The following is a 14,411-nucleotide window of genomic DNA, read 5'->3' as shown; positions in this document are numbered from 1 at the left end:
TAGCCATCAAAAAACTAATCAGCAATTTCTAATTGCGAGATGGCATAGCGGGCGACAGCCAAACTAACTCTGGCTTGTTCTATTTCCGACAATTGGGCCCAAGGCCTTTTAGTAGCCATGACCAATTCCCCCCCTTCCGAATCCACATCTCGCATGGCATAAGCCAAAGGACGTGCCAACACCTGCAAATCTTCCTCAGCCCACTGAGGCAAAATATCTAAGACGCACTCTACCATCTGGTCAGCTAAAGATTGATACTTAACAGTTGCGTTTTGCACGCTTTGAGCGATGCTGGCCAGAAAATCTTGAGGAACGCGAGCAAATTTCTCGCGCAAAGACTTTTGCAGAGCAGTCGTCAGCCAAACTTGTTCTAATTGCGAGAATAAAACTTGCGACTTCAGGGCAATATCGCTGTCGCTGAATGAATCAGATAGCGCAAATTCCTGCTCTAGGGCAGTTAAATAAGATTCGGATTCAAGCTGTGCAGGATTCCAGGGGTAAGCAACATCAGTCTGAACAATTGTGGCGAGAAGTTCCATCTGGGCCTGAGTTTGAGACTCGCGAAAATATTCAGAATCAGTAGAGTGGGTAGCCATGATGTAATACCTCAGGGGGAAAAGGAAAATATAGAAGGGGGACTGTGCCAAGAGCTAGTTGGGAGCTATCAGTGGTAAATAACTCTTTTAAATTCAGACTGGAGACTCAACGCCCAGAACTTTGCTGTGCCAGTCGCCGCTTGCCTTCATTAGCTACACACGCACCTTAATTCGTTCCGCAATCAGTCTCACTGTAGCCCGAAGTTTTGGGAACCTCAATAGTGAACTCAAAAATCTGACCTTGAGAACTGCCAAATTTTAGCTGAGTCCCGCTGCGTAGCAGCAATTCTTGGTGGTGAACTCTCTGCCATCCCTCAGATCCCAAAACTAGAGTCCCGTAGCGAGAAAAATCGCGGAGGAAGTAGCTAGGTTCTTCCCGGCTATCTCCGATAGTGTTGCGGCAGAAAATCTCGGCGTGTTTTTGAGAAACCCACTGTTCTCGAATCACTACGTCGTTTTCTTCCCACCGTCCGACTCGAACCATACCTGCGCGAATCGGCCAAACCTGATTGGTGGAGTCGGTGGATTTGGCATTCGGTCGATCGCGCCCCCGCAAATAAGCACAAGACGGCAAGCGTCCCAGCCAAGTAGAAGAATTTAAAGGCAACTCAGTTTTGAGGTCATCTACCGGCTCAGTTAGCTGACCGTCAAACTCAGGGTGCATATACAGCACAGGCAGCGTCCAAGCCGGCTGATTGAACTTGTAGAGCGTTAGTAACTGCTGTCTGGCGACGGCGACTGCCCGATCGATCGACATCCGGCCGGCCAAAGCTTGGGCAAAAGTTTGGATAAAACTCAGGGCCTCGCGATCGGCGATCGAGTCCCGCATCCCCAACACCGCAGGCACCCCGTGATGGATCAGTACCTCAGCCAAACTGCTACGGGCGATCGCCTGTTGCTGGCCGTTAGTTGAGTGCCACATCTCCACCGCCGGCTGAGCTCCCCAGCAGGCATTAAACACCGCCAGAGTCACGCGGCACCGAACTAATACCTGAGCTAGTTCAGTGCCATTGATCGCCGTTTCCGGCCCCAAAAACAGCAAACCGCCGTCGGGGCCAGGTATCCCGTGGCCGGCGTAGAAAAGAATGTTGTAAGCTTGCGTTTCCAGCCGAGAAATTAGTTCCGCCGCAGTAGGTTCGATCAGAGTATCGACGCGAGTCGGAACGCTGATGTCAAAATATTTGCCGCTGTCGTCGGTTTGAAAAGCACTTTCCAGAATCCCCGCTAAGGCCAGTGCTTCTTCTCCCAACTGCAAATGACCGTTATTACTGTTGGAAAATTGAGAATTAGCACCGCGGCCGGATTCTGCTTGTCCCAAAACTAGCAAAATGTTGAGCGACTCTGCAGGCTGCAGGGGTGGCAAAGGTTCAACATTGCTGGTAGTGCGGCTGAACAGCAGTTGCTGCGACAGAGAAATTGCCGGTTGACCTGCTTGAGGCTGCATAATTTCCCAAGGCAAAGCAATTAAATACGGTTCGCGCAAATCTATGCGTACTCGCAGGGGTAGATTTTGCCCGATCGCGATACCTTTACTTTCCTGGAGACTACCCTGAATCGGCCCTTCAAACAGCCACTGCCAAAGATTAATCCCCAAATGCTGCATCAGGCGGCTGCTGTAGCTTGCCGGTGCCCGAGGCGGATGCTGATCCCCTTTGTTGCCCCACCCCCGTTGACCGAGGTGGAGCGGCACAGAGGGCGTCGCTGGAGCGAGGTCGAGCGACTGAAGACTTCGTTGTTCAGTTTCTGCCAGTATATTCTGGTTGTTTTCTGGCGAGACGAAACTGCCATCAGGATTTAGGGGCAATTCGTGAATTGTCCCGGAGGGCGAAAACATTTCCTGCCAAGCTTTCCAAGATTGGGAGAGGGTATCGGGCCACATACAGTCGTGGTGAACGTACCCGCTGGGATAAGGAGCTTGTAGAACCCAAGTGGCAAAATGGTTTGCCCCAGCGGTTCTCAGGCGAGCGATCGCTATACTGAGGCAAGGACTTTCAGGGCGCGCCATTCACAACTACCGACTCTGGATATAGGGTTGAATTGAGTTTCTCTATTTGTAGTTTATCGGGTTTGGGGTGCGATCGAGTGCGAGAGATTCCTTTGGGAGTTTTTACTTTTACTTAGTGCCCAAAAATTTATCTATATTAGGTAAATCTACCCAAGTTCCCGTAGCATTCGACTCCTGGGTCAAATCCATCAACAACTGCGAGTAAACCCCTTCTCTGAGGGACGGTATCAAAGATTGGCCCGCATCTATTGCTTCTACCCACCTATCTACTACTCGAATAAACGGTGCAATCCTCCCGTCTGGATAAACTTGAGGAAACTCCAATCTTTGAGGAATTTTGATTTCAGCTAAAGGTTCTCCACCTTGGGAACCCCACAAGCGAAATCCGTGGACGTAATCTTGCTGGTTGTCGCTTCCCAATACCAACGTACCCTTACTCCCGTATATTTCCACCCAGTGTCCCCGCCCTTGATAAGTAACCGAACTCAAACAAACTTGACAAGGAGTTCCCCCTGCTAATTCCAACATCAAGGTGCAAGAATCATCTGCATCAACTAATTTTAAATTTCCCGAATCATTCGGATCTGGCCGCCGCGAAATTCCTGTAATTAATTGCCCAGAAAGCCTCTGCGGCGGGCCGAACAGCCAGCTAATATAATCAAAAACGTGAGAACCTGTTGCGCCCAAAACTCCGCCGCCTCGCTCTTTTTGCGCGTACCAATTCCAGGGGCGACTCGCATCAGCGCGGCTCGACACCAGCCAATCTATCTTAATTAAACGCTTTTCTCCCACATATTCTGCTGCCAATAATTCTGCTAGCATTTGCCATGCGGGGATGAAGCGAAACTCAAAGTCCATTGTGGCAATTGCTCTGGAACCACCATTTTTAAAATCGGTTTGAGGTTCGTTGTTTGCCAATCGGTAAAGTTCCCTGGCTTCATTTGCTGTCAGGGCGGTGGGTTTTTCTAATAATAAATGCTTGCCTGCTTCCAAAACGGTTTTTGCCATTTCATAATGCAAAAATGGCGGTGTGGAAATGCTGACGCCCGCTACTTCTGGGATCGCTACTATATCGGCGATCGAGTCGCAAGCGTAGGGGATATTGTGGGTAGAGGCGATCGCCTTTGCTTTGTCTAAATTCCGGTGGTAAACAGCCACAACCTCTGTCCGGTGATGGGCCTGGAATCCGGGAAGGTGTACTTTTTGGCCGAAACCTGTACCGACTACTGCAACGCCAATTTTTGACATAATTTAATAATTGTTGACTGTTGACTGTTGACTGTTGACTGTTGTTAGTTGTTAGCTGCGACCAATAACTCATAACTAATAACGACTAATTAATGACTAATAACTCCTAACTCATAACTAATGACCACTGACCACTGACTAATGACTAACTACCCATTCAATTACTTTTTTGCCCAAACTAACGCCGTCAAACAAGTCAATTTCTCTGATCCCTGTAGGGCTGGTGACATTAACTTCTGTGAGATAACCGCCAATGATATCAATGCCGACAAAGTACAGTCCGTCCCGTTGCAGCACTGGTTCTAACTGAGCACAAATTTGCAGTTCGCGATCGGTAATTTCTGTTTTTGCGACTCGGCCGCCGACGGCCATGTTGCCTCGAAATTCATTGCCAGTGGGAATACGGTTGATAGCACCGATGGGCTTGCCGTTTAACAAGATAATCCGTTTATCTCCGTCTTTGGCTTCCGGCAGATAAGTCTGAACCATCACAGGAACTTGCCCTTGTTGAGTGCTAATTTCGACCAGGGAGTTGAGATTGCGATCGCCCGCTTCCAAGAACAAAATCCCCTCGCCAGCTTTGCCGCCCAAGGGTTTAAGAACTGCTGCTCCTTTTTTCTCAACAAATTGCCGAATTACCTGTTTGTTTTGAGAAACAATGGTCTCGGGGATCGCTCCCTCAAATTGCAAAGCATACATTTTTTCATTCGCCGCCCGCAATCCTTTGGGACTGTTAACTACCAAAGTTTTAGTGGGATCGATGCCATCTAAAAGGTAAGTAGCGTAGAGGTAAGGAACGTTGACTGGGGGGTCTGTCCGCATAAATACTGCGTCCATTGCTTCCAGAGGCTGCAAAGTAGGATGTTCTACCTGGTACCAAGCCTCAGCCGCCTCCCAGCGTCCCTCTACCACTTTTACTGGGGTGAGCGCTACCCGACTGAGCGTTGCCCAGGTTTTGCCGCCGATGACGCTTAATTCGTTGGCTTGAGTCGCCCAGACTTCGTGACCCAACTCTTGAGCTGCCTCCATCAGCGCTACGCTGGTATCGTGTCCTGGAATTAGTCGCGCGAGGGGATCGATGATGAATGCAAATTTCATTGTCAATTAAAATTAAGAACTGGTCGCAGGAAAATTGGGGCTAACGGAAAATTCGACAGGGAATGCCTCATTTTGCTGCTAGCAGCGGGTCTAGCTGGCCTAGAGCATCGAGTTTGTGCATTTCGTCGCAGCCACCTATGTGTTCGTCGTTAATGAATATTTGTGGCAGGCTGCGACCTCCGTTGGCTCGATCGCTCATTTGAGCGCGTGCTGCTTCATCTCCGTCGATCGCGTACTCTATAAAATCAATCCCTTTTCGCTTCAGCAGTGCTTTGGCACGAACGCAAAACGGGCAGGTTCTCCAAGTGTAAATTTCTACTTTAGGGGTCATGGGACGCTCAGGCAATAACAATATTTTTTAATTTTAATCTTAACCCTAGTGCGGACTGTTTTTAGTTCCTAGGCTGAAACCCTGGATTTTGCGTTGGTAGCAAACTTGCCTTGGAGCCTTGAAACCCTTATTCTACGGTTGCCTCTAAAAAACTGTCCGAAGGATTGATCTTAACTAATCTTATTTTAATTTTTATATTTTAATGTTTAAAATATATAGCAACCTTATCTTTTGCACCGGAGGTTATTCATTGCTGAAACCCTTGCCGGCAAGTGCATTTGCCTTGTTCCTTTTTTTTACCCTGACTGAAGTCGCTATCGCTTTCTTCCTTCAACATCCGGCTCTATTTGCAGCGCACAAGCGAGGTGTCAAGTTATTTTTTATACAATTTTTTATTGTTTATATAATTTTAAGTAAACAAATACCCACGCTCAAAAAAACGGAGACATTGTAAAGGCAAACAGAGTAAAGGCAAACAGATTGGTCATCAGCCTGCCTAGCGCTGCGGACCAACCTGCTTTTTTCGCTTTCTGCACGAACAGATCATTCCTGCACCTGTCAGTAGGACTGCGATCGCAGTACCCGGTTCAGGAATAGCAGTTGAGTTTCTCGAAGGTGTGCCTGTGTATATTTGGGACAAACTCGACTGGGTCGCCGGCGATTCGGGTTCCGGGCTGGGGGTTGGTGATGGCGGGCTGGGGGCACAGGCACTAGAATAATTTCCTGGCCCACACACATCTACTGCTGCTGCCGGAGGGGCGGCAGCTAGATAGTAAAACGCTGTTGCCATTATGGCAGAGAGTCCAATTGCTAGTTTTGCCAGTGGCGTACACATAACTATTTAGTTAAACAGTGGTAAAATCAAAAAATAGAAATAGTCCTAGAGATTAGCGCTGTACGACGGGCAAGGATTTTAGAGTTCTAACAATAAATGGATGTATTTTCTCGCGGACGCCTGTAAAAGATAGTATAGCGCTTGAGGTGAGTGCCCAAACACTTTAATAATATTATTCTTTTACCTTGACATCCCGTACCGTGTTTTGCACAGGTTGTTTGCACAGCGTGAAGCAACATCTTTTTGCCACCTCTGAACCAACAGCCTTTACAGCCATTAACAAAGAGTCTTTTTACCTTGACCGCGGCCTCCGGAAATTATTTATTTAACCGATCGCAAAATAGAGTTGCTGTATTGTACTTTGCAATGCACAATCTGACTACTCTTTTATAATCTCATAGTTCGACTATATCTGTCCTCAGTATATGTACGTATATTCCCCGATGTCAACTACTCAAAAGGAATATTTAAGTATTTACCGAGGGTAGAGGACGTATTGAATGAGCTGAGCAAGTCTGTCGCGGAGAGTTTCCATCCCCAAACCTTTGGCCGCCGAAATAAATACTGCTTGAGGAAATTCTTCTCGGGCGATGGCGAGAGTCTCTCCATCTACGGCATCGATTTTGTTAAAAACTACAAGGGCTGGGCCGGGAGTTACGGGCATATCGGTCAAAATATTCATGACCGATCGAATTTGGCTCTGCCACGCCGGATGGGAGAGATCGACGAGATGCAGCAAAGCATCGGCGTCAGTGACTTCTTCGAGGGTCGCCCGAAAAGCGTCGATCAAGGCGGGAGGCAGTTCGCGAATAAAGCCCACTGTATCTGTGAGGACGATCGACAGGGGTTCCCCGGTGACGCCGGGAATGGTCAACCGTCGAGTTGTGGGGTCGAGGGTGGCAAATAACTGGTCGGCGGCATAGACTTCGGAATTTGTGAGCAGGTTGAGCAGAGTCGATTTACCCGCGTTGGTGTAGCCCACGATCGCCACTGAGGGTACATCGTGATGATGGCGGTTCTGTCGCAGCCGAAAGCGGTGCGCCAGCAGTTGATTTACTTCTTGCTGCAATCGAGAAATGCGTTTGGCGATCGTCCGCCGTTCGGTTTCTAGCTTGGTTTCCCCAGGGCCTCTGGTACCGATGCCGCCACCCTGTCTCGACATTGCCTGACCGCGACCTCTGAGCCGGGGCAGGGCGTACTCTAGCTGAGCGAGTTCGACTTGCAATTTACCCTCGCTCGATCGAGCTCTTTGGGCAAAGATGTCGAGAATTACCTCTGTTCGATCGACAACGCGAAGACCTATCTGAGTTTCCAAGTTCCGTATTTGTGCGGGGGCCAGGTCGCGATCGAATACCACGAGGTTAGCGCTAATCGTCTGAGCGGTGAGGGAAATTTCCTGAACTTTGCCTTCGCCGACGACTGTCTGCGGATGGGGGCGCGATCGTTTTTGGCGCACTGTTTGCAGTACCTGACCCCCGGCGCTTTCAACCAGTCGGGTGATTTCTGCGAGCCCGTCCTCAAACTCCAACTGAGTCATGTGCTGAGTCATGATACCTACCAACAGCACTTTGTCTTGGTCTGCATCGACCTGCTTAGCGACAAACTCTGCTTGAAACTCTGCTTCGAGCCCTTCCACCAAATCCAGAAAGTCTTGGTCGGCGAGTTCGTCTAAATTCAGCGGTTCTGATATTTTCCAGGGAAAGTGTGGTGTTTGAATTAGTGACTTTTGAATAGAAGGCTCTTCTATTTTATCAGTTGAATCTGGTTCTAACTGAGCGCTCAAAACAGAAAACTCAAAATTTGGCTGGTCTCCCTGGGGTATCAAGTGAGCGAGATAAGTTTCTTGGATGTAACCAGTCGCACCGCCCCCCCGGCGCTGAAATCCTCCGCCGGTCAGTGTCAGCCAAACCAGGGCATCCAGGCGCTGAATTGCCATTGCTGTGAGGGCTGCTTCGCTTGGGGTTTCTGGCTTCAGGTGGGTGGCGATGCAGCGAATGCCGCTGAGGCGACCTCCGCCGTAGCGAGGCAATTCTAAGGGCGCAATCTGCGTTTGGCGGGGTGTACCGACGCCGACGCGAATTACTTGTCCGCGGCGGTTGATGTAGGTGCAGATTGGTTTGTCTATTTCCGTGCTGATGGCCGCGACGCGCTGGGCAAATTCTGCAGTGGTGATGCGATCGCCCGGTAGTCGCTGGTGGTAAAGCTTTTCGAGTTGCTTGAGCTGGCTGGACTTTAAACCTTGAAGATTGCCGTAGATGGTTTCGATAACTGTTTCTCCCGATCGATCTATTTATCTCTTATTTTAGTTAACTCAAGGGCGATCGTGTTCGGCTTTTCAGTTGAAATTTACTAAATTTTCTTGCTTCTAGCGGAGCGCGGATTCAGTATTGTCGAGTCACCAGCGCCGTTGTTTGTCACTACGGGGCGATCGAGCCTTTCACAGCGGCCACCTCAACTTGCAGTTGTATTTAGTATTTACAGATACAGGCGATGGCTGAAAAATCTCGCGCAACAAAACTTAACACTTTATTTTTTGTTTCAAAATCCTCCTTTAGACTTGTGTGTATCTTGAGCCTAGAGACAGATAGCAAAGCAGAAATTAGGTCGCTACCATGAGAAGCGAAACATTGTTAAGGAATGTAAAAACATGGAAACTCGTCCTACTAACCTGCCTCCTACGGCTAATGCTTACAACGGCAAAGATCGGAATGCCTTTTTGTTTGGCTTCAACCCGCAAGCAGAACTTTGGAACGGTCGCTTAGCGATGATCGGTTTCTTAGCTTATTTGCTCTGGGATGCTGCTGGATATAGCGTTCTACGTGACATTCTCCACTTTCTGCCTACCTACATTGCTCACTAATGAGCAGCACTCTTTCCTGTCTGGCAGCGTGACTAAATGCCGCCAGTGCCAGACAGGCTAAAAGTTACAAATGGCAGCGAGTATGGTTGTGTCCCTTTGTATCTTCCGTTACTTTTGAATGGCATTAAAAGATTTTTTGCTGTGATTCGATGATTATGGGTGGGGGCGCTGTCGCTGGCGCGGTGAATATTGATACCGACAGATATTTATTACGTAAAGGCGATCGCCCCTGCTGTATTTTTGGCAAGAAATCTCATCGAGCATTTCTGAATAGTTTATGAAAAATAGGAGCATCAACAATGATTAACTCAAATTTACTGGCAGTAGTAGCATCGACAGTGACTGACACAGCATCAGGAAATTGGCAAAAGCCTCTGGTGATGTTTGTTTGCAATATCTTAGCATTGCTAGTTCTCAGCCGCAGAATTTGGTATCCCCACGTCGGGCCGAAAATGCCTTTGCCCTTCCCGTCTTTGTTCAACAATGTTAGCGTACCGGCATTTCTGGCTTGCATGAGCGCCGGTCACTTGCTGGGAGTATTCGCGATTTTGGGACTGAGTATCGACAAGGCTATCTAGTAGCAATTGAGCCTCTTTTGTGGCGATTTCTTGCTGCAATTGGTTTGTTAATAGGTGGAAAAAAAATGGCAGGGGTAAGTGAAAAGCACTCACCCCTAATTTTAATTTTATATATGGAATGGCGTAGAAATCGGTTTTTTTAGCATCGACATTAGATCAGCTTACTATGCTTAAACCCTTCAAATTCGACTGCAAAGCCTTCACCTTGGGGAGCCGCACACATTAACCCAACTTGAACGATTGGTGACTCAGTTAGATATGCCAGTCGCATCATTGAATAGTCTGACCCATTCAACGAGTATTGCACTTCCACCGTTTCAGCTCGGCGCTTGACCCGCAGCCACAGGGAAACAGGCGGCACTTCAAGCGGCATAACAGACCAATCGGAATAGTCTCGTGTCACAACCGCACTCACGTTTTGCACTCCCTCAACAAACTCAATGCCGCACTTGAGCCAGATATTTTCGCTCTCTCTAATCATCAATCCTGCTTGATCGTAGAGCGATCGATAGCTACCAGTAATTTTGACTTCGGCTGTAAAGTCGCCTGACAGTTGATGGTAGTAAAAGTTGCCGTTATCGCGAATGAATCCGTAATGAGTTTGCCGCCAAAAGTCAGTCTTTGCCCCGGCGGTAATGTGGACAACATCGTTATCCTCATGCCATTGTAAAGGTTCGTTGTACCATTGCATTGTTTGCATCTCCTGCTAACTGCCTCCAATTCCGTGCAGTACCAAATCAGCCAAAAAATGAGATAACATAGCGTATTCTAATCCCCAACGCCAGTAAAGAAAACCAAAAGGAATTCCTAAGAGGGCATTGAGTGTAATGGTGCGAAGAATGACGATCGGGGTTAATGCCCAGACATTGGCAGCCGCAGGCAAATGACCCACACCAAACAGAATCGCCGCCGCCACAATTGCCAGCCAAAAAATCCATGTAGAGGGTTGCGGTTTGTCTCGCTCAAAAATCTTCCAAAGTAGCCACGCCATCAATGTCATACCGAACAGTCGCAGCAAGAGTTCTTCGGTGATGCCTCCGTAGAAGGAAGCTAATATGCGTTTCCAGAGAGCAATTTCTAGCGTTGTTGGAGTTGCCATTGGCGGCATCCAAGGTTGGAAAGCTAAACTCAATCCAATCAGGACGATTCCACCGATGCAGCCTACAATTAGCGCCGTGTTAAGGGCAGATTTAGATATTGGCGCGAAAGGCTGTCGATATACCAAAGCACGAGCTATGGGCGTATCAAGTCCGATCGAGTTACCGAGGCGAAGCCCAATCCAACAAAAGAGAATTAGAAAAATTCCGGTTTGCAGGGCGGAGGCGATCGCCAAAACAGGTAGCGGTGCAGGCAATTGACTTACTGCGGGATTGAGAGACAGGGCATAAGGGAACACCGCCAAGCTTCCCAAACTACCCAGAAACGCCCAGAACAATGCCAATCGGAAGTAATGATTTTTTGCAGTGTTAGCAGACATAATTTTTGAGAAAAAAACGAATCAATTACACTAAATCAGTCTTGAATATTTGAAACATTAAAGCTCGATCGCATTTATGCAATTTGTCTCAGGCGGAATATAGCCTCGGCTAAGGTGCTACAAAAGCTGGGAATGACGCAGGAAGGTAGCCAAAAACAGCGTGTTTTTCACCGAGGGCAGTTTGAAGAACTCGAGCTTTACGGTTTACTCAAGAAGCACAAGTGTTGAGTTTTGTTGCCAAACTTTACTTCATTGCCGATATTCCTCCTAAACCCCCTAAATTTATCCGGTAAAAATCAGTTTCTCTTTCCCAGTTTGAGGATAGTGCTTATCTAGTATATTTTTTCTGGGCGATGTATTATTTATTATTTTAGCATTCCATATTTACCAAAGTTGCTGTGCCAAGCTTCAAGACGCTTGGCTTCTGCTGCTTGATGGAGCAAATAAGTTTCAATTTCTTGGGTGTTGGCATGATAGTAGGTGAGTGCCGCGTAGACTTGGGCGAGGGTGAGATGTCGGATGCGATCGCAAATCTCTTCAGCATTCGATCCTCGCTTGTATCAGGTTACGATCCGGCGAACTGTAACGCCTTTACCGACGATGTGGGGACATCCACCATGCAGTCCGGGAGTGCGTGTAATGAGCGTACCAATGTCAATAGATACTGCTGTGGTCATAAATTTTATAATCTTAACTATACTCATAATAGATGAAAACCATAGAGAGGCGAACTGGTTATGAACTGGAAAGCACACATTCACTCAAATCCTAAAATTCTGCTTGGCAAGCCTATAATTAAGGGGACACGAATATCAGTGGAGTTCGTTCTAGGGCTATTTTCAGAAGGTTGGACGCACCAACAAATTCTAGAAAACTACCCAACGCTTAATGCTGAATCTCTACAAGCTGTGTTTGCTTTCGCGGCTGAGTGCCTCAAAGAAGACGTATTTTACACACCTTTACTCTTTGCTGAGGCAAGTTAATGGGGTTTCTAGCAAATGAAAACTTTCCACCCAGTGATTTAACCATTTGGACAGATGAAACTACCCAACGGAGACAAGGCACTGCTGGGCGACAAGCTTGAGCGATACTCACTTAATATGCAGCATCCCAAAGGAAAAGATAAAGCCATCCTATTTAGAAATCGATTGGGAATTACACTAGAAAACAAAGCTATTTTAGAAGTCGCTTTATTAGAATGTGCGGTCAATCAGGAGGCAGAAATTTATAAAACAGACAACTATGGAACCCAGTATGATATCAAATTTTTCATGACTACGGAAACCGGAAGCTCTTGGGTGCTGTCATGTTGGATGATTCGCACCGATGAAGACTTTCCCCGGCTAACTAATACCTATCCTGTCAATAAGTGAGGATACTGTGATGACGTTACACGAGTATGATGTTGTTGCCTTGACCGAAGAAATTCACGCAATCCATAAAGCAACCTCTCAGCCAATTTTGCTCCGACCGGGACAAGTTGGCACTATTCTCATGAGCTTTGAAGATCGCGCTTATCTAGTAGATTTTGCCGATGCTCAAGGTAATACCTATGCAATGGAAACCATTCCCTCCGAAAAACTCATGCAACTCGTTTATGAGCCACTTCCTGCCTATGCCTAGCCTGCAAATCATACTTTACAGAGTATTGAGCTGGAAGTGGCGATCGCAGAATTATATCGCGGTGTGAATTTCGAGCAATAAATGAGGTAAGCTAGAGACAAAGGTTTCAAACAATGCCAGCATCCGTTGCTTATCTGTTTGACAGAATCACAGTGAACCCAAGACAGTGTGGCGGTCGTCCCTGCATCCGGGGAATGCGGATTCGAGTCATCGATATCCTAGAGTTGTTGGCTGCAGGTTTGAGTTTTGAGCAAATTATCGAAGAATTGCCAGACTTGGGACTTGACGATCTCAAAGCTGCGCTGATGTATGCAGTCCAAAAACTCGACAAGTAAGAGGTATTTATATGCGAGGCACAGTTCTTAGTTTCTCGATTCAGGCAAATCAGGGATTCATTTCAGGCGACGATGGAAAAAGATATAACTTTGTGGGTTCAGACTGGAACTTGAGCAATACCCCTACTCAGGGAGTTAAAGTTGATTTTGATGTGGATGGCAATCGTGCTACTTCGATTTATGAAGATCCCAGTGCCGCAGTTTCAAATCAAACTATAAAATCTCGAACAACAACTGGTATCTTGGCTTTATTGCTAGGTGGTTTGGGAGTACATTTTTTCTATCTTGGAGCTTGGGGATGGGGGTTAGTCAGTGTACTATTGTCTTGGACTTACATTCCTCTAATTGCTGGCTTGATTATGGGTGTTCGCTATCTTTCGATAACAGATAAAGAATTTGAGAATAAAATCAAAAAGATGCAGGGCCCTTTCGGAACGATAGAGCTTTAATGGTAATCTCAGTTTTCTATTCATGGCAAAGTGAACATCCTGAGTGCGTTAACCACTACTTCATTCGAGATGCTCTGAAGGAGGCAATGAAGGTCATTCAACGAAAATTAGAACTTGAGGAACGACCAGAAGTAGATCACGATACAAAAGGAACACCAGGCCTGCCCGACATTGTACATACGATCTTTTCAAAGATCGAAATAAGTTCTGCTTTTGTAGCTGATGTGTCTTTTACTTCAGAGTCTACTAAAGGCAGACTTTGTGCGAATGCCAATGTTCTTATTGAACTTGGTTTTGCACTGCGCTCGCTTGGGGATGAGCGGCTAATCCTAGTAATGAATGACGCCTTTGGAAGCCCCAAAGATAATATGCCATTCAATCTTGCTCCTCGTCGTTGGCCAATCACTTATACTCTCGATCCTCATGCAGATAAGGAGACTCGCAAAAAGGTTTCTGGTGAGCTTAGCAGCAAGCTTGCTTATGCACTGGAGGTAATGGCAGACAGCGGTATTCTATTCTCGCCTCCTGCTACGAGTTCATCGATACGCTCCGATCGATTACTATTTGCAAAGTTTGTAGAGCAGTTCCCTTACAACAGCGACATGATCTACTTTCTTCGTGAGTATGATGTCGGAGACTCATTTCCTAGCAAATGGTTAGAAGAGATTGACCGTTTAACCCAAGAATGGAACGATGCGCTCCATGAATTTATAGACCCTACTCTTGAAGGTAAGCGAAAAGACTTCATTCAAAAACTTACCTCGTTCAAAAATGAACTATGGTCAAAGACTTGGAGATCGGAAGATCGTGAGTGTCTTTCTATGGAATCCTATAAATTTAAGGATGAAGATCCTCGTTGGGAGAAAATAGATGAACTAAATGCTATGGGAACAGAAGCACACGATGCACATCAAGCACTTGTTAGAGCTTGTAACGAAAGGTTTGGCCAGCCAGAAGCCAGTTAACACTTTATGGC

General features: G+C 47.0%; 18 protein-coding genes. 9 read left to right on the top strand and 9 right to left on the bottom strand.

What is annotated here, in order from left to right; genetic code table 11:
• Positions 1-14: 14 nt before the first annotated feature.
• The 7 genes from QUB37_RS10395 to hflX all read right to left on the bottom strand — a co-directional run bounded on the left by QUB37_RS10395 (position 15) and on the right by hflX (position 8,379).
• Entirely contained in the window at positions 15-596 is a 582-nt protein-coding gene (locus tag QUB37_RS10395; protein ID WP_333161592.1) for a hypothetical protein, read from the bottom strand.
• Positions 597-762: 166 nt separating this feature from the next.
• Positions 763-2,601, bottom strand: coding sequence for a CHAT domain-containing protein (locus QUB37_RS10390; RefSeq protein ID WP_333161590.1), 1,839 nt, complete (start codon positions 2,599-2,601; stop codon positions 763-765).
• 108 nt (positions 2,602-2,709) lie between these two features.
• Positions 2,710-3,849 (bottom strand): Gfo/Idh/MocA family oxidoreductase, encoded by a 1,140-nt coding sequence (locus tag QUB37_RS10385; RefSeq protein WP_333161588.1) that lies wholly within the window; start codon positions 3,847-3,849, stop codon positions 2,710-2,712.
• Positions 3,850-3,987: 138 nt separating this feature from the next.
• On the bottom strand, positions 3,988-4,947 hold the full coding sequence (gene gshB, locus QUB37_RS10380; protein WP_333161586.1) for a glutathione synthase: 960 nt from the start codon (positions 4,945-4,947) through the stop codon (positions 3,988-3,990).
• A gap of 67 nt (positions 4,948-5,014) precedes the next feature.
• A complete protein-coding gene (gene grxC, locus QUB37_RS10375) occupies positions 5,015-5,278 on the bottom strand; it encodes a glutaredoxin 3 (RefSeq protein WP_333161584.1) in 264 nt (87 codons plus the stop codon).
• Between the two features lie 496 nt (positions 5,279-5,774).
• Positions 5,775-6,113 carry a PEP-CTERM sorting domain-containing protein gene (locus QUB37_RS10370; protein WP_333161582.1) on the bottom strand — a complete coding sequence of 113 codons (339 nt, stop codon included), beginning with the start codon at positions 6,111-6,113 and terminating at the stop codon, positions 5,775-5,777.
• Between the two features lie 475 nt (positions 6,114-6,588).
• Positions 6,589-8,379, bottom strand: a complete 1,791-nt coding sequence (gene hflX / locus QUB37_RS10365) for a GTPase HflX (protein ID WP_333161771.1) — start codon at positions 8,377-8,379, stop codon at positions 6,589-6,591.
• A gap of 381 nt (positions 8,380-8,760) precedes the next feature.
• Between hflX and QUB37_RS10360 the strand changes: the two genes are divergently transcribed.
• Complete coding sequence (locus tag QUB37_RS10360) at positions 8,761-8,973, top strand: chlorophyll a/b-binding protein (RefSeq protein WP_006634547.1); 213 nt, start codon at positions 8,761-8,763, stop codon at positions 8,971-8,973.
• 299 nt (positions 8,974-9,272) lie between these two features.
• Complete coding sequence (gene psaK / locus QUB37_RS10355) at positions 9,273-9,551, top strand: photosystem I reaction center subunit PsaK (RefSeq protein WP_190742373.1); 279 nt, start codon at positions 9,273-9,275, stop codon at positions 9,549-9,551.
• Between the two features lie 151 nt (positions 9,552-9,702).
• Here psaK and QUB37_RS10350 read toward each other — a convergent pair whose 3' ends face one another.
• Together QUB37_RS10350 and QUB37_RS10345 are read right to left on the bottom strand one after the other, a co-directional pair.
• Entirely contained in the window at positions 9,703-10,242 is a 540-nt protein-coding gene (locus QUB37_RS10350; RefSeq protein ID WP_333161578.1) for a DUF1349 domain-containing protein, read from the bottom strand.
• A gap of 15 nt (positions 10,243-10,257) precedes the next feature.
• Positions 10,258-11,028 (bottom strand): CPBP family intramembrane glutamic endopeptidase, encoded by a 771-nt coding sequence (locus QUB37_RS10345; RefSeq protein ID WP_333161576.1) that lies wholly within the window; start codon positions 11,026-11,028, stop codon positions 10,258-10,260.
• A gap of 45 nt (positions 11,029-11,073) precedes the next feature.
• Here QUB37_RS10345 and QUB37_RS29840 point away from each other — a divergent pair, with 45 nt between their 5' ends.
• The 7 genes from QUB37_RS29840 to QUB37_RS10315 all read left to right on the top strand — a co-directional run bounded on the left by QUB37_RS29840 (position 11,074) and on the right by QUB37_RS10315 (position 14,400).
• Positions 11,074-11,256: a GNAT family N-acetyltransferase gene (locus QUB37_RS29840; RefSeq protein WP_445300018.1), complete on the top strand. Its 183-nt coding sequence runs from the start codon at positions 11,074-11,076 to the stop codon at positions 11,254-11,256.
• Positions 11,257-11,765: 509 nt separating this feature from the next.
• Positions 11,766-12,011 carry a DUF433 domain-containing protein gene (locus QUB37_RS10340; RefSeq protein ID WP_333161573.1) on the top strand — a complete coding sequence of 82 codons (246 nt, stop codon included), beginning with the start codon at positions 11,766-11,768 and terminating at the stop codon, positions 12,009-12,011.
• A 54-nt stretch (positions 12,012-12,065) separates the two neighbouring features.
• Entirely contained in the window at positions 12,066-12,401 is a 336-nt protein-coding gene (locus QUB37_RS10335; RefSeq protein ID WP_333161572.1) for a DUF6883 domain-containing protein, read from the top strand.
• Between the two features lie 10 nt (positions 12,402-12,411).
• A complete protein-coding gene (locus tag QUB37_RS10330) occupies positions 12,412-12,651 on the top strand; it encodes a DUF4926 domain-containing protein (RefSeq protein WP_333161570.1) in 240 nt (79 codons plus the stop codon).
• Between the two features lie 113 nt (positions 12,652-12,764).
• Positions 12,765-12,986 carry a DUF433 domain-containing protein gene (locus QUB37_RS10325; protein ID WP_333161568.1) on the top strand — a complete coding sequence of 74 codons (222 nt, stop codon included), beginning with the start codon at positions 12,765-12,767 and terminating at the stop codon, positions 12,984-12,986.
• 11 nt (positions 12,987-12,997) lie between these two features.
• Entirely contained in the window at positions 12,998-13,435 is a 438-nt protein-coding gene (locus QUB37_RS10320) for an NINE protein (protein ID WP_333161566.1), read from the top strand.
• A gap of 86 nt (positions 13,436-13,521) precedes the next feature.
• A complete protein-coding gene (locus tag QUB37_RS10315; RefSeq protein WP_333161564.1) occupies positions 13,522-14,400 on the top strand; it encodes a hypothetical protein in 879 nt (292 codons plus the stop codon).
• Positions 14,401-14,411 lie beyond the last annotated feature (11 nt).

Source organism: Microcoleus sp. AT3-A2, assembly GCF_036705685.1.
GTDB lineage: Bacteria > Cyanobacteriota > Cyanobacteriia > Cyanobacteriales > Microcoleaceae > Microcoleus.
The sequence above is the reverse complement of the archived record's forward strand: the minus strand, read 5'-3'. Positions and strand labels throughout refer to the sequence as shown.

Bases quoted from the DNA above. Each gene is read 5' to 3' on its own strand.
- QUB37_RS10395 (WP_333161592.1), bottom strand. From the start codon at position 596: ATGGCTACCCACTCTACTGATTCTGAATATTTTCGCGAGTCTCAAACT.
- QUB37_RS10390 (WP_333161590.1), bottom strand. From the start codon at position 2,601: ATGGCGCGCCCTGAAAGTCCTTGCCTCAGTATAGCGATCGCTCGCCTG.
- QUB37_RS10385 (WP_333161588.1), bottom strand. From the start codon at position 3,849: ATGTCAAAAATTGGCGTTGCAGTAGTCGGTACAGGTTTCGGCCAAAAA.
- gshB (WP_333161586.1), bottom strand. From the start codon at position 4,947: ATGAAATTTGCATTCATCATCGATCCCCTCGCGCGACTAATTCCAGGA.
- grxC (WP_333161584.1), bottom strand. From the start codon at position 5,278: ATGACCCCTAAAGTAGAAATTTACACTTGGAGAACCTGCCCGTTTTGC.
- QUB37_RS10370 (WP_333161582.1), bottom strand. From the start codon at position 6,113: ATGTGTACGCCACTGGCAAAACTAGCAATTGGACTCTCTGCCATAATG.
- QUB37_RS10360 (WP_006634547.1), top strand. From the start codon at position 8,761: ATGGAAACTCGTCCTACTAACCTGCCTCCTACGGCTAATGCTTACAAC.
- psaK (WP_190742373.1), top strand. From the start codon at position 9,273: ATGATTAACTCAAATTTACTGGCAGTAGTAGCATCGACAGTGACTGAC.
- QUB37_RS10350 (WP_333161578.1), bottom strand. From the start codon at position 10,242: ATGCAATGGTACAACGAACCTTTACAATGGCATGAGGATAACGATGTT.
- QUB37_RS10345 (WP_333161576.1), bottom strand. From the start codon at position 11,028: ATGTCTGCTAACACTGCAAAAAATCATTACTTCCGATTGGCATTGTTC.
- QUB37_RS10340 (WP_333161573.1), top strand. From the start codon at position 11,766: ATGAACTGGAAAGCACACATTCACTCAAATCCTAAAATTCTGCTTGGC.
- QUB37_RS10335 (WP_333161572.1), top strand. From the start codon at position 12,066: ATGAAACTACCCAACGGAGACAAGGCACTGCTGGGCGACAAGCTTGAG.
- QUB37_RS10330 (WP_333161570.1), top strand. From the start codon at position 12,412: ATGACGTTACACGAGTATGATGTTGTTGCCTTGACCGAAGAAATTCAC.
- QUB37_RS10325 (WP_333161568.1), top strand. From the start codon at position 12,765: ATGCCAGCATCCGTTGCTTATCTGTTTGACAGAATCACAGTGAACCCA.
- QUB37_RS10320 (WP_333161566.1), top strand. From the start codon at position 12,998: ATGCGAGGCACAGTTCTTAGTTTCTCGATTCAGGCAAATCAGGGATTC.
- QUB37_RS10315 (WP_333161564.1), top strand. From the start codon at position 13,522: ATGAAGGTCATTCAACGAAAATTAGAACTTGAGGAACGACCAGAAGTA.